Origin of the sequence: Paralimibaculum aggregatum (genome assembly GCF_030270585.1) — a bacterium.
GTDB classification, from domain to species: Bacteria; Pseudomonadota; Alphaproteobacteria; order Rhodobacterales; family Rhodobacteraceae; genus Thermohalobaculum; species Thermohalobaculum aggregatum.
The window spans coordinates 1-15,383 of sequence record NZ_BSYI01000068.1 but is presented as its reverse complement, the minus strand read 5'-3'; the positions used below and the strand labels follow the sequence as shown (position 1 = coordinate 15,383).

At 73.3% G+C, this 15,383-nt stretch carries 19 protein-coding genes and 1 pseudogene; 11 read left to right on the top strand and 9 right to left on the bottom strand.

Going from position 1 to position 15,383, the window contains the following annotated elements; all coding sequences use genetic code 11:
• Positions 1 to 480: 480 nt before the first annotated feature.
• Positions 481 to 2,097 (bottom strand): long-chain-fatty-acid--CoA ligase, encoded by a 1,617-nt coding sequence (locus QSJ97_RS23400; RefSeq protein ID WP_285674849.1) that lies wholly within the window; start codon positions 2,095 to 2,097, stop codon positions 481 to 483.
• Between the two features lie 162 nt (positions 2,098 to 2,259).
• On the opposite strand from QSJ97_RS23400, the gene QSJ97_RS23395 reads away from it, so the two are divergent.
• On the top strand, positions 2,260 to 3,252 hold the full coding sequence (locus QSJ97_RS23395; RefSeq protein ID WP_285674848.1) for a DMT family transporter: 993 nt from the start codon (positions 2,260 to 2,262) through the stop codon (positions 3,250 to 3,252).
• 7 nt (positions 3,253 to 3,259) lie between these two features.
• On the opposite strand, the gene trhO is transcribed toward QSJ97_RS23395, so the two are convergent.
• Both trhO and QSJ97_RS23385 read right to left on the bottom strand, forming a co-directional pair.
• Positions 3,260 to 4,174 carry an oxygen-dependent tRNA uridine(34) hydroxylase TrhO gene (trhO, locus tag QSJ97_RS23390; RefSeq protein WP_285674847.1) on the bottom strand — a complete coding sequence of 305 codons (915 nt, stop codon included), beginning with the start codon at positions 4,172 to 4,174 and terminating at the stop codon, positions 3,260 to 3,262.
• A gap of 51 nt (positions 4,175 to 4,225) precedes the next feature.
• Positions 4,226 to 4,615: a universal stress protein gene (locus tag QSJ97_RS23385; protein WP_285674846.1), complete on the bottom strand. Its 390-nt coding sequence runs from the start codon at positions 4,613 to 4,615 to the stop codon at positions 4,226 to 4,228.
• A gap of 397 nt (positions 4,616 to 5,012) precedes the next feature.
• Here QSJ97_RS23385 and ffh point away from each other — a divergent pair, with 397 nt between their 5' ends.
• The 9 genes from ffh (at position 5,013) to QSJ97_RS23340 (ending at position 10,959) form a co-directional block, all read left to right on the top strand.
• Positions 5,013 to 6,611 carry a signal recognition particle protein gene (ffh, locus tag QSJ97_RS23380; RefSeq protein WP_285674845.1) on the top strand — a complete coding sequence of 533 codons (1,599 nt, stop codon included), beginning with the start codon at positions 5,013 to 5,015 and terminating at the stop codon, positions 6,609 to 6,611.
• Entirely contained in the window at positions 6,608 to 7,147 is a 540-nt protein-coding gene (locus QSJ97_RS23375; RefSeq protein WP_285674844.1) for a GNAT family N-acetyltransferase, read from the top strand. The genes ffh and QSJ97_RS23375 overlap by 4 nt, the downstream gene beginning before the upstream one ends.
• Positions 7,144 to 7,671, top strand: a complete 528-nt coding sequence (locus QSJ97_RS23370) for a GNAT family N-acetyltransferase (RefSeq protein WP_285674843.1) — start codon at positions 7,144 to 7,146, stop codon at positions 7,669 to 7,671. Before QSJ97_RS23375 ends, QSJ97_RS23370 begins: the two co-directional genes overlap by 4 nt.
• Positions 7,672 to 7,762: 91 nt before the next feature.
• Positions 7,763 to 8,089 (top strand): chorismate mutase, encoded by a 327-nt coding sequence (locus QSJ97_RS23365; protein ID WP_285674842.1) that lies wholly within the window; start codon positions 7,763 to 7,765, stop codon positions 8,087 to 8,089.
• A 75-nt stretch (positions 8,090 to 8,164) separates the two neighbouring features.
• Positions 8,165 to 8,593 (top strand): 30S ribosomal protein S16, encoded by a 429-nt coding sequence (rpsP, locus tag QSJ97_RS23360; RefSeq protein ID WP_285674841.1) that lies wholly within the window; start codon positions 8,165 to 8,167, stop codon positions 8,591 to 8,593.
• A 78-nt stretch (positions 8,594 to 8,671) separates the two neighbouring features.
• On the top strand, positions 8,672 to 9,235 hold the full coding sequence (gene rimM / locus QSJ97_RS23355; protein WP_285674840.1) for a ribosome maturation factor RimM: 564 nt from the start codon (positions 8,672 to 8,674) through the stop codon (positions 9,233 to 9,235).
• Positions 9,236 to 9,267: 32 nt separating this feature from the next.
• Positions 9,268 to 10,119, top strand: a complete 852-nt coding sequence (gene trmD / locus QSJ97_RS23350; protein WP_285674850.1) for a tRNA (guanosine(37)-N1)-methyltransferase TrmD — start codon at positions 9,268 to 9,270, stop codon at positions 10,117 to 10,119.
• A 4-nt stretch (positions 10,120 to 10,123) separates the two neighbouring features.
• Positions 10,124 to 10,522, top strand: a complete 399-nt coding sequence (gene rplS / locus QSJ97_RS23345) for a 50S ribosomal protein L19 (RefSeq protein WP_285674839.1) — start codon at positions 10,124 to 10,126, stop codon at positions 10,520 to 10,522.
• Positions 10,523 to 10,554: 32 nt separating this feature from the next.
• Entirely contained in the window at positions 10,555 to 10,959 is a 405-nt protein-coding gene (locus QSJ97_RS23340) for a GFA family protein (RefSeq protein WP_285674838.1), read from the top strand.
• 104 nt (positions 10,960 to 11,063) lie between these two features.
• Here QSJ97_RS23340 and QSJ97_RS23335 read toward each other — a convergent pair whose 3' ends face one another.
• The 5 genes from QSJ97_RS23335 to QSJ97_RS23315 all read right to left on the bottom strand — a co-directional run bounded on the left by QSJ97_RS23335 (position 11,064) and on the right by QSJ97_RS23315 (position 13,757).
• Entirely contained in the window at positions 11,064 to 11,555 is a 492-nt protein-coding gene (locus QSJ97_RS23335) for a F0F1 ATP synthase subunit B family protein (RefSeq protein ID WP_285674837.1), read from the bottom strand.
• A gap of 10 nt (positions 11,556 to 11,565) precedes the next feature.
• The gene (locus tag QSJ97_RS23330; RefSeq protein WP_285674836.1) at positions 11,566 to 12,111 is read right to left on the bottom strand and encodes a F0F1 ATP synthase subunit B'; all 546 of its coding nucleotides are present in this window, start codon (positions 12,109 to 12,111) and stop codon (positions 11,566 to 11,568) included.
• 120 nt (positions 12,112 to 12,231) lie between these two features.
• Entirely contained in the window at positions 12,232 to 12,471 is a 240-nt protein-coding gene (locus tag QSJ97_RS23325; protein ID WP_200612960.1) for a F0F1 ATP synthase subunit C, read from the bottom strand.
• Positions 12,472 to 12,521: 50 nt separating this feature from the next.
• Entirely contained in the window at positions 12,522 to 13,283 is a 762-nt protein-coding gene (locus tag QSJ97_RS23320; protein WP_285674835.1) for a F0F1 ATP synthase subunit A, read from the bottom strand.
• 108 nt (positions 13,284 to 13,391) lie between these two features.
• A complete protein-coding gene (locus tag QSJ97_RS23315; RefSeq protein ID WP_285674834.1) occupies positions 13,392 to 13,757 on the bottom strand; it encodes an AtpZ/AtpI family protein in 366 nt (121 codons plus the stop codon).
• 203 nt (positions 13,758 to 13,960) lie between these two features.
• Here QSJ97_RS23315 and QSJ97_RS23310 point away from each other — a divergent pair, with 203 nt between their 5' ends.
• Positions 13,961 to 14,440 carry a hypothetical protein gene (locus QSJ97_RS23310; RefSeq protein WP_285674833.1) on the top strand — a complete coding sequence of 160 codons (480 nt, stop codon included), beginning with the start codon at positions 13,961 to 13,963 and terminating at the stop codon, positions 14,438 to 14,440.
• Positions 14,441 to 14,446: 6 nt separating this feature from the next.
• On the opposite strand, the pseudogene QSJ97_RS23305 reads toward QSJ97_RS23310, so the two are convergent.
• Positions 14,447 to 15,383: pseudogene (locus tag QSJ97_RS23305) on the bottom strand (hypothetical protein); the annotation flags it as partial.

The following is a 15,383-nucleotide window of genomic DNA, read 5'->3' as shown; positions in this document are numbered from 1 at the left end:
CCCGGCACCCGCGGTGCGGCCCCGGCAACCGTGGTGCGGCCCCGGCAACCGTGGTGCGGCCCCGGCAACCGTGGTGCGGCCCCGGCAACCGTGGTGCGGCCCCGGCACTCGTGGTGCGGCCCCGGCACCCGCGGTGCGGCCCCGGCACCCGCAGCGCTGCCCCGGCACCCGCGGCGTGACCCCGGCAACTGTGGCGCGGCCATGGCGCCGGTGGCGTGACCTCGGCACCCGTGGTGTGACCCCGGCTCCCGTGATGCGGCCCCGGTACCCGCCGCTCGACCGCTGTGCCCGCGGCGCGACCCCTGTGCTCGCGGCGTTGCGCCGGCACCCGTGGTGTGCCCCTGCGGCCGTCGTGTGACCCCGGCACCCGTGGTGTGACGCCGGAGGACGTGGTGTGCCCCTGCGGCCGTCGTGTGATCTCGGCGGCCGTGGTGTGACCCCGGCAACTGCGGCGCGGTCTCGGCGCCCGCGGCGCCGGCTTCAGCGCAGGTCGGGCAGGCGGTAGCCGTCGGCCTCGAGCTGTGCCCTGAGGGTCAGCTTGGAGATCTTGCCGGTCGCGGTATGCGGCAGCGCCTCGACCACCACGACGTCGTCCGGCAGCTGCCATTTCGCGAACTGCCGCCCGAGATGCGCCAGCATCGCCGTCCGGTCGGGGCGGCGCCCGGCCCGCGGCACCACCACCAGCACCGGGCGCTCGGCCCATTTCGGATGCGGCATCGCCACCGCGGCGGCCTCCGCCACGTCGGGATGCCCGACCGCGGCATTCTCGAGATCGATCGAGCTGATCCACTCGCCGCCGGATTTGATCAGATCCTTGAACCGGTCGGTGATGCGGACATAGCCGTAGGGGTCCATCACCGCCGCATCGCCGGTGTCGAACCAGCCCTCGCCGTCGGCCGCCGCGGTCTCCGCCTTGTGGTAGCGCTGCACCACGCAGGGCCCGCGCACCATCAGCCGGCCCTGGGTCCGGCCGTCCCAGGGCATGTCGCGGCCGGCCTCGTCGCGGATCGCGAAATCCACCGTGAAATGCGGGTGGCCGACGGTTTCCTGCTGGTCGAGCCGGCGCCCCGGCGCCATCGCCGCGATCTCCGGCTTCTCGGTGCAGAGCGTGCCGAGCGGCGAGGTCTCGGTCATCCCCCAGGCATGGATCACCCGCACGCCGTAATCGTTCTGGAAGGCCTCGATCACCGCCCGCGGGCAGGCCGAGCCGCCGATCACCACGCGCGAGAGATCCGGCAGGCTGCCGCCGGTCTCGCGCAGATGGTCGAGCAGCGGCAGCCAGATCGTCGGCACCGCGGCGGAGATCGTCACGCCGTGGCCGAGCATCTCCATCAGCCCCGCCGGGTCGAGCTGGCGCCCCGGCATCACCATCGCCGCGCCCGACATCGGCCCGGAGAAGCCGAGCGACCAGCCATTGGCGTGGAACAGCGGCACCACCGGCATCACCACGTCGCGCGACGAGAGGCCCAGCGTGTCGGGCTGGATCACCGCCATGGCGTGCAGCGTGTTGGAGCGGTGCGAATAGACCACCCCCTTCGGCTCGCCGGTGGTGCCGGAGGTGTAGCAGATGCCGCAGGCGGCGCGCTCGTCGACCGGCTCCCAGCCGGCATCGCCGTCGCCGGACATCAGCTCGTCGAGCGTGATCGCGTTCGGCAGCGTGGTCTCGGCCGCGCCCATCACGATGTAGCCGCGCACGCCGGTCAGCGCGGCGGCCAGCGGCTCGAGCACCCCGACGAGATCGGGATCGACGAAGATCCAGGCATCCTCGGCATGGTTGATGATGTAGGTCAGCTGCGCCGCGCCGAGCCGCGGGTTGAGCGAATGCAGCGCGCAGCCGGCGCCCGGCACGCCGTACCACACCGCGAGATGGCGCTCGCTGTTCCAGGCCATGGCGCCGATCACCGCGCCGGGCCGGGCGCCGAGCCGGCGCAGCCCCTGCACGATGCGGAGCGCGTCGTGGCGGATGCCCTCGTAATCGGTCAGCACGATGCCGCCGTTCGGCGCGCGCGACAGGATCCGCCGCTTGCCGTGATAGCGCGCGGCATGGTCGATGATCCGGCCGATCCTGAGCGGCCAGTCCTGCATCTGCCCCAGCATGGGCGGTCCTCCCGGTCTTGTCGTTCCTCGTCGGGGGTGTTCGCGCCCCCCCTGTCCCGACCCTAGCAGGCCGGGGCGGGCTGTGAAGCGTCGGTGACGGGCTTGCGCGCCGCCGCCGCGGGGGCGACATCTGGCCGGTCACCGGGGGCAGGGGAGCGGGCAATGACGGGCAGCGGCGCGGGAGCGATCTGGATCACCGGCGGCATGGCGGCGATCGCGCTCACCGACAACCTGATGCCGCTGGTCGCCGAGCGCCTCAGCCTCTGGCATTTCCACGCGCTGCGCGCCGCGCTGGTGCTGCCCGCGGTGCTGGCGCTGGCGGCGTTCAACGGGCATCTGGCGCGGCTGCGCCCGCAGGCGCCGCGGCGGCTGGCCGAGCGCACCGGCTTCGCGGTGCTGGCCATGCTGCTCTATTTCGCGGCGCTGCCGGCGGTGGGCATCGCGCAGGCCTCGGCCGGGCTGTTCACCTCGCCGATCTGGGTGGTGATCTTCGAATGGGTGCTGCATGGCGAGCGCATGGGGCCGCGCCGGCTCGGCGCGCTGGCGCTCGGGGCGGGCGGGGTCTGGCTGGTGCTCGACCCCGGCACCGGGCCGGGCGGGCCGATGGCGCTGGTGGCGGTGGCGAGCGGCGCGGCCTATGCGCTCGGCCTGATCTGGACCGGCCGGTACTGCCGCGCCGAATCCGCCGTGGCGCTCTCGATCTGGCTGTTCGTCGGGCTCGGCGCGGCGGGGCTGCTCGGCATCGCGGCGCGGCCCTGGCTGGCCGAGGCGCTGGCCGGGGTGCCCGGCACCGGCTTCGCCACCCGGCCCTGGGACGGGCTCGACGCCGCGACGCTGGGCTGGATCGCGGTGATCGGGCTCGGCGGCATGACCGCGAGCATCTGCCTCGCGCAGGGCTACAAGATGGGCGAGGCCAGCCTGATGGCGCTCTTCGATTTCAGCTTCCTGCTCTGGGCGCCGCTGTTCGCCTGGGCGATCTGGGGCAGCGCGCTGGCGCCGCAGACCGCGCTCGGCATGGCGCTGATCGTCGGCGCCGGGGCGCTCGCGGTGTGGTCCGGCGCGCGGCGCAGGACCGTGACCGCCGGCGCCGATCCGCGCGTCGCCACCGCCCGCGCCGAGCCGCCGCCGGACCTGCCGGGCGGCGGCGCCGGCTGAGCCGGGCTCAGTCCTCCGCCAGATGCGCCCCGCCGCGGGCGGCGGCGAGCCGGGCCTGGCGCTCGCGCTCGGCGAAGCGGGCGCGGTCGGCATCGGTGTATTCGCCGATGCAGGCGGGGCAGGAGACGCCCTCGCGGAAGGCTTCGTGGGCGCGGCCCGCGGGGCTCACCGCCCGGCCGCAGGCATGGCAGAGCCCGTGGCTGCCCTCGGCGAGCCCGTGCCCGACCGCGACCCGCCCGTCGAAGACGAAGCACTCGCCCTGCCAGCGGCTGCGTGCCGCCGGCACCGTCTCGAGATAGCCGAGGATGCCGCCGTCGAGCTGCAGCACCTCCGCGACCCCCTGGCCGAGCAGATAGGCCGAGGCCTTCTCGCAGCGGATCCCGCCGGTGCAGTACATCGCGATGCGCCTGCCGGCGAGCCGCGCCCGGTTGGCCGCCCACCAGGCGGGAAAGTCGCGAAAGCTCCCGGTGCCGGGGTCGATCGCCCCGTCGAAGCGCCCGATCGCCACCTCGTAGGCGTTGCGCGTGTCGATCACCGCGACGTCCGGGGCGTCGAGCAGCGCGTCCCAGTCCGCCGGCGGCACGCGGGTGCCGGTGCGGGCGGCGGGCGCGAGCCCGGGCTGGCCCAGCGTCACGATCTCCCGCTTCAGCCGGACCTTCATGCGGCGGAACGGCATCTCGGCGGCCTGCGAGCGCCGCGCCGGCATCCCGGCGAAACCGGGCAGCGCGCGCAGCGCCGCGAGCAGCGCCGCGACCGCCCCGGCCGGGCCGGCGACGGTGCCGTTCACCCCCTCGGGCGCCAGCAGCACGGTGCCGCGCAGGCCGCCGGCGCAGGCGATGCGGGCGAGCGCGGCGCGGTGCGCCGCCGGCTCGGGCAGCGGCGCGAAGCGGTAGAAGGCGGCGATCTCCACGGGTCCGGTCATCCCCGCCCTATAGCGCCGCCCTGCCGCCCCGGGCAATCGCGGCGCGGCGCCTCAGCGCACCACCAGCACCGAGCAGTGGCTGTGCAGCGCCACGCTGGCCGAGCGCGAGCCGAACAGGTGGTCGTCGAGCCGCGGCCAGTGGCTCGCCATCACCACGAGGTCCACCCCCATCTCCTCGGCCACGGCGCGCACCTCGCGGGCCACCGAGCCGCCGAGATTGAGGATGCCGTCCATCTCCAGCTCGCCCCGCTCGCCGTCGATATAGGCCTTGAGCCGGGCCTCCAGCGCCGCCTCCTTCTCCGGGTCCTTCGGGTCCGGGGTGACCGAGATCACCAGGATCCCCGCCCCCTCCGTCGCCGCGATGCGCCTGGCCGTCGCCATCGCCTTGGCGGCGACCTCCGGCGCGTCGAGATCCACCGGCACCAGGATCTTGCTGAACATCCCGTTCTCCCCTTCTGGCGGCGCGCCTGCCGGCCCCGCACCCCAGTGAACGCAGGGCGCGGCCGGGGATCAAGGGCGAAACGCCCCGGCGCGCATGGGTGGGCCGCGATGCGGCCTGAGCCGCCGCGACGATGCAGGGGTGGGCGCGCCGGGGCGCCTGCCCCGCGGGGCAGGCATCGCCGGCCGGCCCGGCGGCGCCCGGCCGGGGCATCTTGACCGCGTGTCCCGGAGCGGGTAATTCACCCGCACCCCGGAAGTGCCCGCGCTTCCGGTCCCCGTCGTTGCGGGGATCGCCGTCGGTCAGCGCAGTGCGCCCACCGGCGCGTTTTTCGTTGTGGTCCGGCCATGCGCGCCCCAGATCGGGGGCAGGGAACCGGGCCGCGAAAGGAGATGCGAGATGTTCGAGAGCCTGTCGGAACGCCTGTCCGGCGCGCTGGAGAAGCTCACCGCCAAGGGCGCGCTGACGGAGGCGGATGTCGCCACGGCGCTGCGCGAGGTGCGGGTGGCGCTGCTCGAGGCGGATGTCTCGCTCCCGGTCGCGCGCCGGTTCATCAAGCAGGTGCAGGACAAGGCCACCGGCCAGGCGGTGCTGAAATCGGTCACGCCGGGCCAGATGGTGGTCAAGATCGTCCATGACGAGATGGTCGCCATGCTCGCCGGCGAGGGCGACGGCGAGGCCGGCGCCAGGCTGCGCATCGACAGCCCGCCGGCCACCATCCTGATGGTCGGCCTGCAGGGCTCGGGCAAGACCACCACCGCCGCCAAGCTGGCCCGCCGGCTGAAGGAGCGCGACCACAAGCGGGTGCTGATGGCCTCGCTCGACACCCGCCGCCCGGCCGCGATGGAGCAGCTCGCCACCCTCGGCCAGCAGACCGGGATCGACACCCTGCCGATCGTCAGGGGCCAGGACGCGGTGGCGATCGCCAGGCGCGCCAGGCAGCAGGCGATGCTCGCCGGCTACGACGTGGTGATGCTCGACACCGCCGGCCGGCTCTCGATCGATGCCGAGCTGATGGCCGAGGTTGCCGCGGTGCGCGATGCCGCCAGCCCGAACGAGACGCTGCTGGTGGTCGACGGCCTCACCGGCCAGGACGCGGTACACACCGCCGAGAACTTCGACGGCCAGATCGGCATCTCCGGCGTCGTGCTGACCCGGATGGACGGCGACGGCCGCGGCGGCGCGGCGCTCTCGATGCGCGCGGTCACCGGCAAGCCGATCAAGTTCGTCGGCATCGGCGAGAAGATGGACGCGCTCGAGGAGTTCCACGCCGAGCGCGTCGCCGGCCGGATCCTCGGCATGGGCGACATCGTCTCGCTGGTGGAGAAGGCCCAGGAGCAGATCGAGCAGGCCGAGGCGGAGCGCATGATGAAGCGCTTCCAGAAGGGCCGCTTCGACATGAACGACCTGCGCTCCCAGCTCGAGCAGATGCAGAAGATGGGCGGCATGGACGGGATCATGTCGATGCTCCCCGGCATGGGCAAGATCGCCCGGCAGATGGGCGATGCCGGGGTCGACGACAAGATGATCCGCCGCCAGATGGCGATCATCCAGTCGATGACCAGGGAGGAGCGCAAGAAGCCCGATATCCTCAAGGCCAGCCGCAAGGAGCGCATCGCCAGGGGCTCCGGCCTCGAGGTGCAGGACGTCAACCGCCTGCTCAAGATGCACCGGCAGATGGCCGACATGATGAAGAAGATGGGCCGCATGGGCAAAGGCGGCCTGCGCGGGCTGATGGGCCAGATGATGGGCAAGGGCGGCGGCATGCCGGGCATGGGCATGCCCGGCGGGATGCCCGGCCTGCCCGGCCCCGGCGGCGCCTCCGGCGCGGCGCCCGGCCTGCCCGGCCCCGGCGCGCCGGCGGGCGGCAGCGGCGGTGCGCCCGGCCTGCCGGGGCTGCCCGGCCTCGGCGGCGGGCCCGGCGGGCTGCCGATGCCTCCGGGGCTCGGCCTCGGCGGGCGGGGCGGCAAGCCGAAAACCAGGGGCCGCAAGAAATGACCGCCCCCGCGATCCCCGTGCTGGAGACCGGGCGGCTCCGCCTGGAGCCGCCCGCCGCGGCGCATTTCCCTGCCTGGCGGGCCTTCTACACCAGCGCCGAGGGCACCGCCCGGCGCGGCGGCACGCCGAAATCCGAGCGCGACGCCTGGATGCTGCTGGCGGCCGATATCGGCCACTGGGCGCTGCGCGGCTTCGGCATCTGGGCGGTGACGGAGGCGGCCGGCGGCCGGGTCCTCGGCGCCTGCGGGCTCTGGCATCCGGCCGGCTGGCCGCGGCACGAGCTGACCTGGTGGCTGCTGCCGGAGGCGCGCGGCCAGGGCTTCGCCACCGAGGCGAGCCGCGCCGCCATCGGCTTCGGCTACGACCGGCTCGGACTCGACCCGGTCGAGACCCACATGCAGGACGACAACCTCCCCGCCCGGCGCCTCGCCGCGCGCCTCGGCGGCCGCGTGATCGCGCGCGAGACCTTCCCCGACGGGCGCGCCCGCGACGTCTTCGCCCTGCCGCATCCGGCCCGCGCGGAGGACGCGGCATGAGCGCCTGCATCGCCCCCGCGGCCGCGGTGCTGGAGACCGGGCGGCTGGTGCTGCGGATGCCGGCCGCGGCCGACGCGCCGGCCTTCCAGCAGATGAAGGAGGCCAATGACGGCAGCAGCCGCGGCACCTCCTGGCGCGGCTTCGCGGCGCTGCTCGGCCACTGGATGATTCGCGGCTTCGGGCCCTACAGCGTGATCGCCCGCGACGGGGACCGCTTTGCCGGGACGGTCGGCCTCTGGCAGCCCGATGGCTGGCCCGAGATCGAGCTCGGCTGGCATCTCGCGCCGGCGGCGCAGGGCCGGGGCTATGCCACCGAGGCGGCCCGCGCGGTCCGGCGCCACGCCGCCGCGACGCTCGGCGCGCGCCGGCTGGTCTCCTACATCGCGGCCGGCAACCGGCGCTCGCAGGCGGTGGCGCGGCGCCTCGGCGCCGTCCACGAGGGCGCGGTCACGCTGGATTTCGGCCTTGGCGGCCGCCATGCCGAAGAGGTCTGGCGCCACCCGGACCCGGAGGCCGCCGCATGATCCCCCGCACCGCCAGGATCGCGGCCGGCGCCGTGCGCGCCCCGTTCCGCACCCCGTTCCGTCACCCCGACCCGGCAAGGGAGGCCGCGGCATGAGCGACACCGCCGATACCGAGGACACCGCGCGCGCCGAGGCCGTGCTGGCCGAGCTGCGCCACTCGATCGACAATCTCGACGCGGTGCTGGTCCACACCCTGGCCGAGCGTTTCCGCTGCACCCAGGCGGTGGGCCGGCTGAAGGCCAGCCATGCGCTGCCCCCGGCCGACCCGGCCCGCGAGGCGCGCCAGATCGAGCGGCTCGAGCGGCTCGCCGCCGAGAGCGGGCTGGACCCGGATTTCGCGAAGAAGTTCCTCCGCTTCGTCATCGACGAGGTGATCCGCCATCACCGGCAGATCCAGGCCGACGGCCCCGGCAGCTGAGCCCGGACCGGCAGCCATACCGAAACCCTACCGAACCCATACCGAAACCCTACGCAGAGAAACGAGGACCAAGACATGGCCATCAAGATCCGTCTGGCCCGGGGCGGCTCCAAGAAACGCCCCTTCTACCGCATCGTCGCCGCGGACAGCCGCATGCCCCGCGACGGCCGCTACATCGAGAAGCTCGGCACCTACAACCCGCTGCTGCCGAAGGATTCCGAGGACCGCGTGAAGATGGATGTCGAGCGCATCCAGCACTGGCTCGGCCAGGGCGCGCAGCCGACCGACCGCATCGCGCGGATGCTCGAGGCCGCCGGCCTGCGCGAGAAGGCGACCCGCAACAACCCGGAGAAGTCCAAGCCGGGCAAGAAGATGGCCGAGCGCGCCAAGGAGCGCGAGAAGAAGCGCCTGGCTGCCGAGGAGGCCGCCAAGGAGGCCGAGGCCGCGGCCAAGGGTGCCGCTGCCGAGAACGCCACCGGCGGCGAGGAAGCCGCGGCCAGCTGATCGCGCGGCGCCGTTGCGGGTCCTGCGCGACCCGGACGGGCGGCGATCGCTGCGCGGCCAGCGCGGAAAGGCGGGCGCATGGAGCGGTCGGATCCCGAGGGGATGATCTGCGTCGGCGCGGTGGCCGGGGCCTTCGGCGTGCACGGCGAGGTGCGGCTGAAGAGCTTCTGCGCCGAGCCGGCGGCGATCGCCGAGTATGCGCCGCTCGCCGATCCGGCGGGGCGGTCCTACGGGCTCGAGATCACGCGGGCGGTGAAGGGGGGCTTCGCCGCCCGCCTCACCGGCGTCGCGACCCGCGAGCAGGCCGAGGCGCTCAGGGGCACCCGGCTCTTCGCCCCGCGCGACCGGCTGCCGGCGCTGCCGGATGACGAGTTCTACCACGCCGATCTCGTCGGGCTCGGCGTGCGCGACACCGGCGGCGCCGAGCTCGGCCGCATCCGCGCGGTGCACGACCACGGCGCCGGCGACATGCTGGAGGTGGCGCAGCCCGGCGGCACCGAGCTGCTGATCCCGTTCACCCGCGCCGCGGTGCCGACGGTGGATCTGGCCGCCGGCCTGGTGGTGGTCGACCCGCCCGAGGGGCTGCTCGACCGCGCCGCGCGCCGCGCCGCCGACGGCCCGGAAGGGGAGGAGGCGCCGTGACCGCGGACCCGCCGAAACCCCGCTCCCACGGCATGCTGAAGCCGGTCGTCTCGGCCGGCCCGCGGCCGCTGATGGAGGACAAGCCCCGCGCCGGCGCCTTCACCGCGAAGGTGCTGACGCTCTATCCGGAGATGTTCCCCGGCGCGCTCGGCCACAGCCTCACCGGAAAGGCCCTGCAGGCCGGGCTCTGGGCGCTTGACGCTCTGGACATCCGGCGGTTCGCGCGCGATAAGCACCGCACCGTGGACGACCGTCCGGCGGGCGGCGGGCCAGGCATGGTCCTCAAGCCCGAGATCGTCGCCGCGGCCATCGACGAGGCGCAGCGCGGCATCCCGGACGACCGGACGCGCTGGCCCGTGTTCGCGTTGTCCCCGCGGGGGCGGCGCTTCGACCAGGGCCTGGCTCAGGCGATCGCGCGGGCCGAGGGGGTGACCCTCCTCTGCGGGCGCTTCGAGGGCATCGACGAGCGCGTGCTGGAAGCGCGGCGCATCGAGGAGCTCTCGGTCGGCGACTTCGTCCTCACCGGGGGCGAGATCGCCGCGATGACGGTGCTGGACGCCGTGCTGCGGCTGATCCCCGGCGTGCTGGGGAACGAGGCGAGCGCGGTGGAGGAAAGTTTCTCGCGGGGGCTCCTCGAGCATCCGCAATACACACGGCCCACGGTCTGGGAGGGGCGCGCGATCCCGGAGATTCTCCTCTCCGGGCATCACGCGCGAATCGCCGAATGGCGGCTCGCCCGGGCCGAGGCCCTGACGCAAGCAAGACGTCCCGACCTCTGGCGGGCCTATCGCGGCGCAAGCAAGCCGGGTGGTGGCACCGATGGAGACCGAGAGCTCTCGGACGCGACACCCACCGCCGGCAAAGGCGGGACAGAGAAGGATTGAGACCATGAACCTGCTGCAGCAGCTCGAGGCCGAGCACATCAAGGATCTCGGCGCGACCATTCCGGATTTCGCCCCGGGCGACACCGTGCGCGTCGGCGTGAAGGTGACCGAGGGCAGCCGCACCCGCGTGCAGGCCTTCGAGGGCGTCTGCATCAGCCGCCGCGGCGGCGAGACGCTGGGCGCCTCCTTCACCGTGCGCAAGATCAGCTTCGGCGAGGGCGTCGAGCGCGTCTTCCCGCTGTATTCGCCGCAGATCGACAAGATCGAGGTGGTGCGCCGCGGCAAGGTGCGCCGGGCGAAGCTCTACTATCTCCGCTCGCGGCGCGGCAAGTCGGCCCGCATCGTCGAGAAGACCAACTATCGCGGCAAGCCCGCCAAGGGCGCCGAGGCCGCGGCCGAGTGACGGCGCCGGCGCCGCGCGGGCAGGGGCCGTCGATGCGGATCGACGGCCAGTGCCACTGCGGCGCCATCGCCTATGCCGCCGAGGTGGACCCGGGCGCGGTCTATCTCTGCCATTGCTCCGACTGTCAGGCGATATCAGGCGGCACTGCCCGGTGGGCGGTGCCGGTTGCGCGTGCGGCCTTCCGGCTGCTGCGCGGCGAGACCGCCGTCTATGTCAAGCGCTCGGCCCGCGGCACCGAGAATCACCAGCATTTCTGCGGCTGCTGCGCGGCACCGATCTATGCCGTCTCTCCCGGTGCGGGGGAGGGGGTGCTGCGGCTGCGGCTCGGCACCTGCCGCCAGCGCGGCGCCCTGCCGCCGCGGGTGGAATACTGGACCGGCTCGGCGCAGCCCTGGGCGCTCTGCCCCGAGGCGACGGAGCGCCGCGCGGCGCAATAGGGCAGCGGCGCCGGTCATCCTCACGTCGCCGGACATGAAGAAGGCGCGGCCCCCGGGGCGCCGCGCCTTCTTCCGTGTCTTGCCGCCGTGCCTTCGGCGGGCCGTCAGTGCAGCCGCTGGCCCACGCTCTCGATCGAGTCGTCGATCAGCTGGGAGGCCTTGTCGTCGCCCAGCCGCTCGGTGATCACCCGGCGGGCGGCGGCGACCGCCACCTCGACGGCACGGTCGCGGACCTCGCGCACGGCCGACTGCTCGGCCTGGGCGATCTGCTCGTCGGCGGCCTTCAGGCGGCGCGCGATGGAGGCCTTGACGTCCTCCTTGGCGCGCACCGCGGCGGCCTCGGCCTCCTCGCGGGCATGGCTCACGATGTCCTCGGCCTGGGCCGAGACCTCGCGCTGCTTGCGCTCGAACTCGGCGAAGGTGGCCTGCGCCTCCTCGCGGAGCCGCCGTGCCTCGTCGAGCTCGCGGCGGATCCGGTCGGCCCGGTCGTCGAGCGCCTTCAGCAGCAGCTTGTGCACCCCGACATAGGCCAGGATGCCCACGAAGACGGTGAAGCTGATCGTGACGACGACGTTGCTGTCGTAGAGGAATTCCATGATGCGCTCCTCAGCCCAGCTCGGCCTTGACGGCGGCCTCGACCGCCTGCGGGTCCGACAGGTCCGGCAGCACGGCCTCGATCACCGCGCCGGCGGTCTCGGTCGCCACGGCCTCGACGCTGGCCATCGCGCTGTCGCGGATCTCGCGGATGCGCTTCTCCGATTCGGCCGCGCGGGCCGAGATCTCGGCATCGGCACGGGCCATCTCGGTATCCACCTCGGCCTGGATCTGCGCCCGGGTCTCGGCGGCGATCGCCTGCGCCTTGCCCCGCGCCTCGGCGAGCGCGCGGTCATAGGCGGCCTGCGCCTCCTCGGCCTTGCGCTTGAACTCCTCGGCACGGTCGAGATCGTCGGCGATCGCGTCCGCCCGCTCCTCGAGAACGCTCGAGATGCGCGGCAGGGCGATCTTCGACATCAGCTGGTAGAGCGCGATCAGCGCCACCGCGAGCCAGAAGATCTGGCTGGGCCAGGTATCGAAGTCGAGCTGCGGCAGGCCGCCCGAGCCATGGGGCTCGGCCGCTTCGTGCAGCAGTTCTCCGGCGGTTTCACTTGCCATCACGCCCTCCGGAAATGGCTCACCGCCCGCCGCGACCGGCGGGCCGGGTCTCGCTCGGGGTCACGCGGTGGCGGGGCTGCCCGCGGGCCTCCCGCCACCGGTCTTGCGCCGTCTTGCGGATCAGACCGCGAAGAGCAGCAGCATCGCGACGACGAGGCCGAAGATGCCGAGCGCCTCGGCAAAGGCCATGCCGATGAAGAGCGTCGCGGTCTGCTCCTTGGCCGCCGCCGGGTTGCGCAGCGCGCCGGCGAGGAAGTTGCCGGCCACGTGGCCCACACCGATGCCGGCACCCGCCATGGCCAGACAGGCCAGACCCGCACCGATGTATTTGCCCAGGAGGGCCGCAGCTTCAGCTTCCATCTCTCACACTCCTCTGGATGGTCTGATGGTGTTGGTTCGAACGTCGATCCTCAGTGCATGTGCAGCGCGTCGTTGAGATAGACGCAGGTGAGGATCATGAAGACATAGGCCTGGATGAAGGCCACCAGGAACTCGAGGGCGGTCAGCCCGATCATGCCGGCCAGCGGCAGGATGGCGAGCGCGCCGAGGCCGCCGGCGATCATCATCGCGAAGAGGCCGGCGAAGACCTTGAGCACCGCGTGGCCCGCCAGCATGTTGGCGCCGAGACGGACGGAGTGGCTCACGGGCCGCACGAAGTAGGAGATCAGCTCGATCACGCAGAGCACCGGGCGCAGCCAGCCGGGCGCCTCCATCGGCCAGAAGAACATCAGGAAATGCGTGCCGTGCTTGCGGAAGGCGATCACGGTGACGGAGACGAACACCGCCAGCGCCATGACGCCGGTCACCGCGATGTGGCTCGTCGGCGTGAAGCTGTAGGGCAGCATGCCGAGCATGTTGCAGAACAGGATGAAGGTGAACAGCGTGAAGATATAGGGGAAATACTTGAGCCCCTCGTCGCCGGCCACCTCGTGCAGGGTCTGGCGCACGAAGCCGTAGAGCAGCTCGGCGATCGACTGGACCCGCGAGGGCACCAGGGCGCGCCCGCGGGTGCCGAGGATCGTCAGCGCGCAGATCGCCAGCACCGAGATCGCCATCCAGATCGTCGAGTTGGTCACTGACAGCGGCGTGATGTGGCCGCCGAAGATCGGCCCGACCACGAACTGGTCCATGGGGTGGATGAAGCTCTCTCCGCCGTTGCCGTTCGACGCCATATCCGCCTCTCTCGCCCGTTCGGCGCCATCGCGCCGGTCTGCCCTCGGCGCTTGCGCGCCCGCTCGTTCCCGGCGCTTGCGCGCCGTTCGCCCCGCGGTCCGGCCCGTTCAGCCGCTCCCGCCGGAGCCGTTCCCGGCCTGCCGCTCCTCGGCCGCGCGCGCCTCGATCTCCTTCGCCGAGCGTATCATCACCTTTATCCCGGCGATGAGGCCCAGAATCCCGAAGAGGATCAGAAAGACCGGCAGCGTGCCGAAGAGACCATCAAGCCCCCATCCAATGGCCCCGCCGACAAGGACGCCCGCGACCAGCTCGGTCACCATGCGCCAGGCCAGGGAGCCTGCCTTGTACTCCTCCCCCGCGCGACCGCGCTTGGGAGATTGTGCCTCTCTGGCCGCGGCGATCCGCTCTCCGAGGCGCCCCAGCGGGTTGGGATCGTCGGCGTTCCTGCCTTCCCTGCCCCCGTCGGTGTTCATTGCGTCCCCGTTTGAGACGCCCCGCGGCAGGCGTGCCGCGAGGCGGGCCGGATCGCCCCGCCCGTGTCCGCGTGATGCATACGGAGGGGGGTGTGGGGTGTCAATGGGCGGCTTGTCCGGGGCTTGCGGCATTCGGTCCGCCGGGGGCTGGGCGCGGGCGCCGCGGCGGCGCTATCCTGGAGCGACAGCCGGGGAGGACCGCCATGCCCAGACGCCCGAGAAGCTCCGCCGCCAGGGCCGCGGCGTTCTGCCTTGCGCTCGGGCTTGCCGGCGCCGCGGCGGCGCAGCCGAGCACGGACCGGCTGGTCGCGCCGATGCTGGAGGGCGCGCGGCCGCTCGGCGTCACCGCGCAGGAGGCGACCTACCGCATCGGCCCGGTCACGCTCTGGGTCTCGCGGCTGAGCCCGGAGGAGGGCGCGCGGCGCTTCGGGCTGGCCACCGGCTCGGTGGCGGTGAGCTATGCCCGGGATTTCGCCGATTCCCGGGTCAGCACCGGCATCGACCGCGGCCTCGGGGTCGGGCGCTACCAGTTCCTGATCACGGCCGAGACGGAGGCGATGCTCTTCGTGCTCTCGGCCACCGCGCGCGGCGAGAGGGTCTCCGACGAGGCGGCCCAGATCATCGGCGATTTCGCCTGCTCGACGACCTTTGCCGGCCGCGGCCTGCCCTGCGCGCTGAAATGAGCCGCTTCAGCCGTCGACCAGCGCGACGCTCTCGGCGAGGTCCACCGAGACCAGCCGGCTGACCCCGCGCTCGGCCATGGTGACGCCGAACAGCCGGTCCATCCGGCTCATGGTGATCGCGTGGTGGGTGATGATCAGGAACCGCGTCGAGGTCCGCCCGACCATCTCGTCGAGCAGCGCGCAGAAGCGCAGCACGTTGGCGTCGTCGAGCGGGGCGTCGACCTCGTCGAGCACGCAGACCGGCGCCGGCTGGCACAGGAACACCGCGAAGATCAGGCTGAGCGCGGTCAGCGTCTGCTCGCCGCCGGACAGCAGCGAGAGCGTCGAGAGCTTCTTGCCCGGCGGCTGGCAGAGGATCTCCAGCCCGGCCTCCAGCGGGTCCTCCGAATCGACCAGGATCAGCCGCGCCTCGCCGCCGCCGAAGAGGTGGCGGAACAGCTCGCCGAACTTCGCGTTGACCATCTCGAAGGCGGCCAGCAGCCGCTCCCGCCCCTCGCGGTTGAGGTTGCGCACGCCGCCGCGGAGCTTCTCCACCGCGGCCTCCAGATCGGCCTGCTCGGTGGCCAGCGTGTCGCGCTCGGCGGTGAGCTCCTCGGCATCCTGCTCGGCGCGGAGGTTGACCGCGCCGAGCGCATCGCGCTGGCGCGCGAGCGTCTGCACCTCGGCCTCGGCGGCCGCGGCGTCGCCGCCCTCGGCCGGGAAGCCGAACCGTTCGGGCAGGGTCTCGGGATCGCCGCCCTGGCCGGCGCGGATCGCCTCCGCGGCCTCCTCGGCCCGGGCCGCGGCGCCGTTGCGCTCGGCCTCCGCGCCGGCCCGCGCCTCGGCCGCGGCGCCGGCTTCAGCGCAGGTCGGGCAGGCGGTAGCCGTCGGCCTCGAGCTGTGCCCTGAGGGACAGCTTGGAGATCTTGCCGGTCGCGGTATGCGGCAGCGCCTCGACCACCAC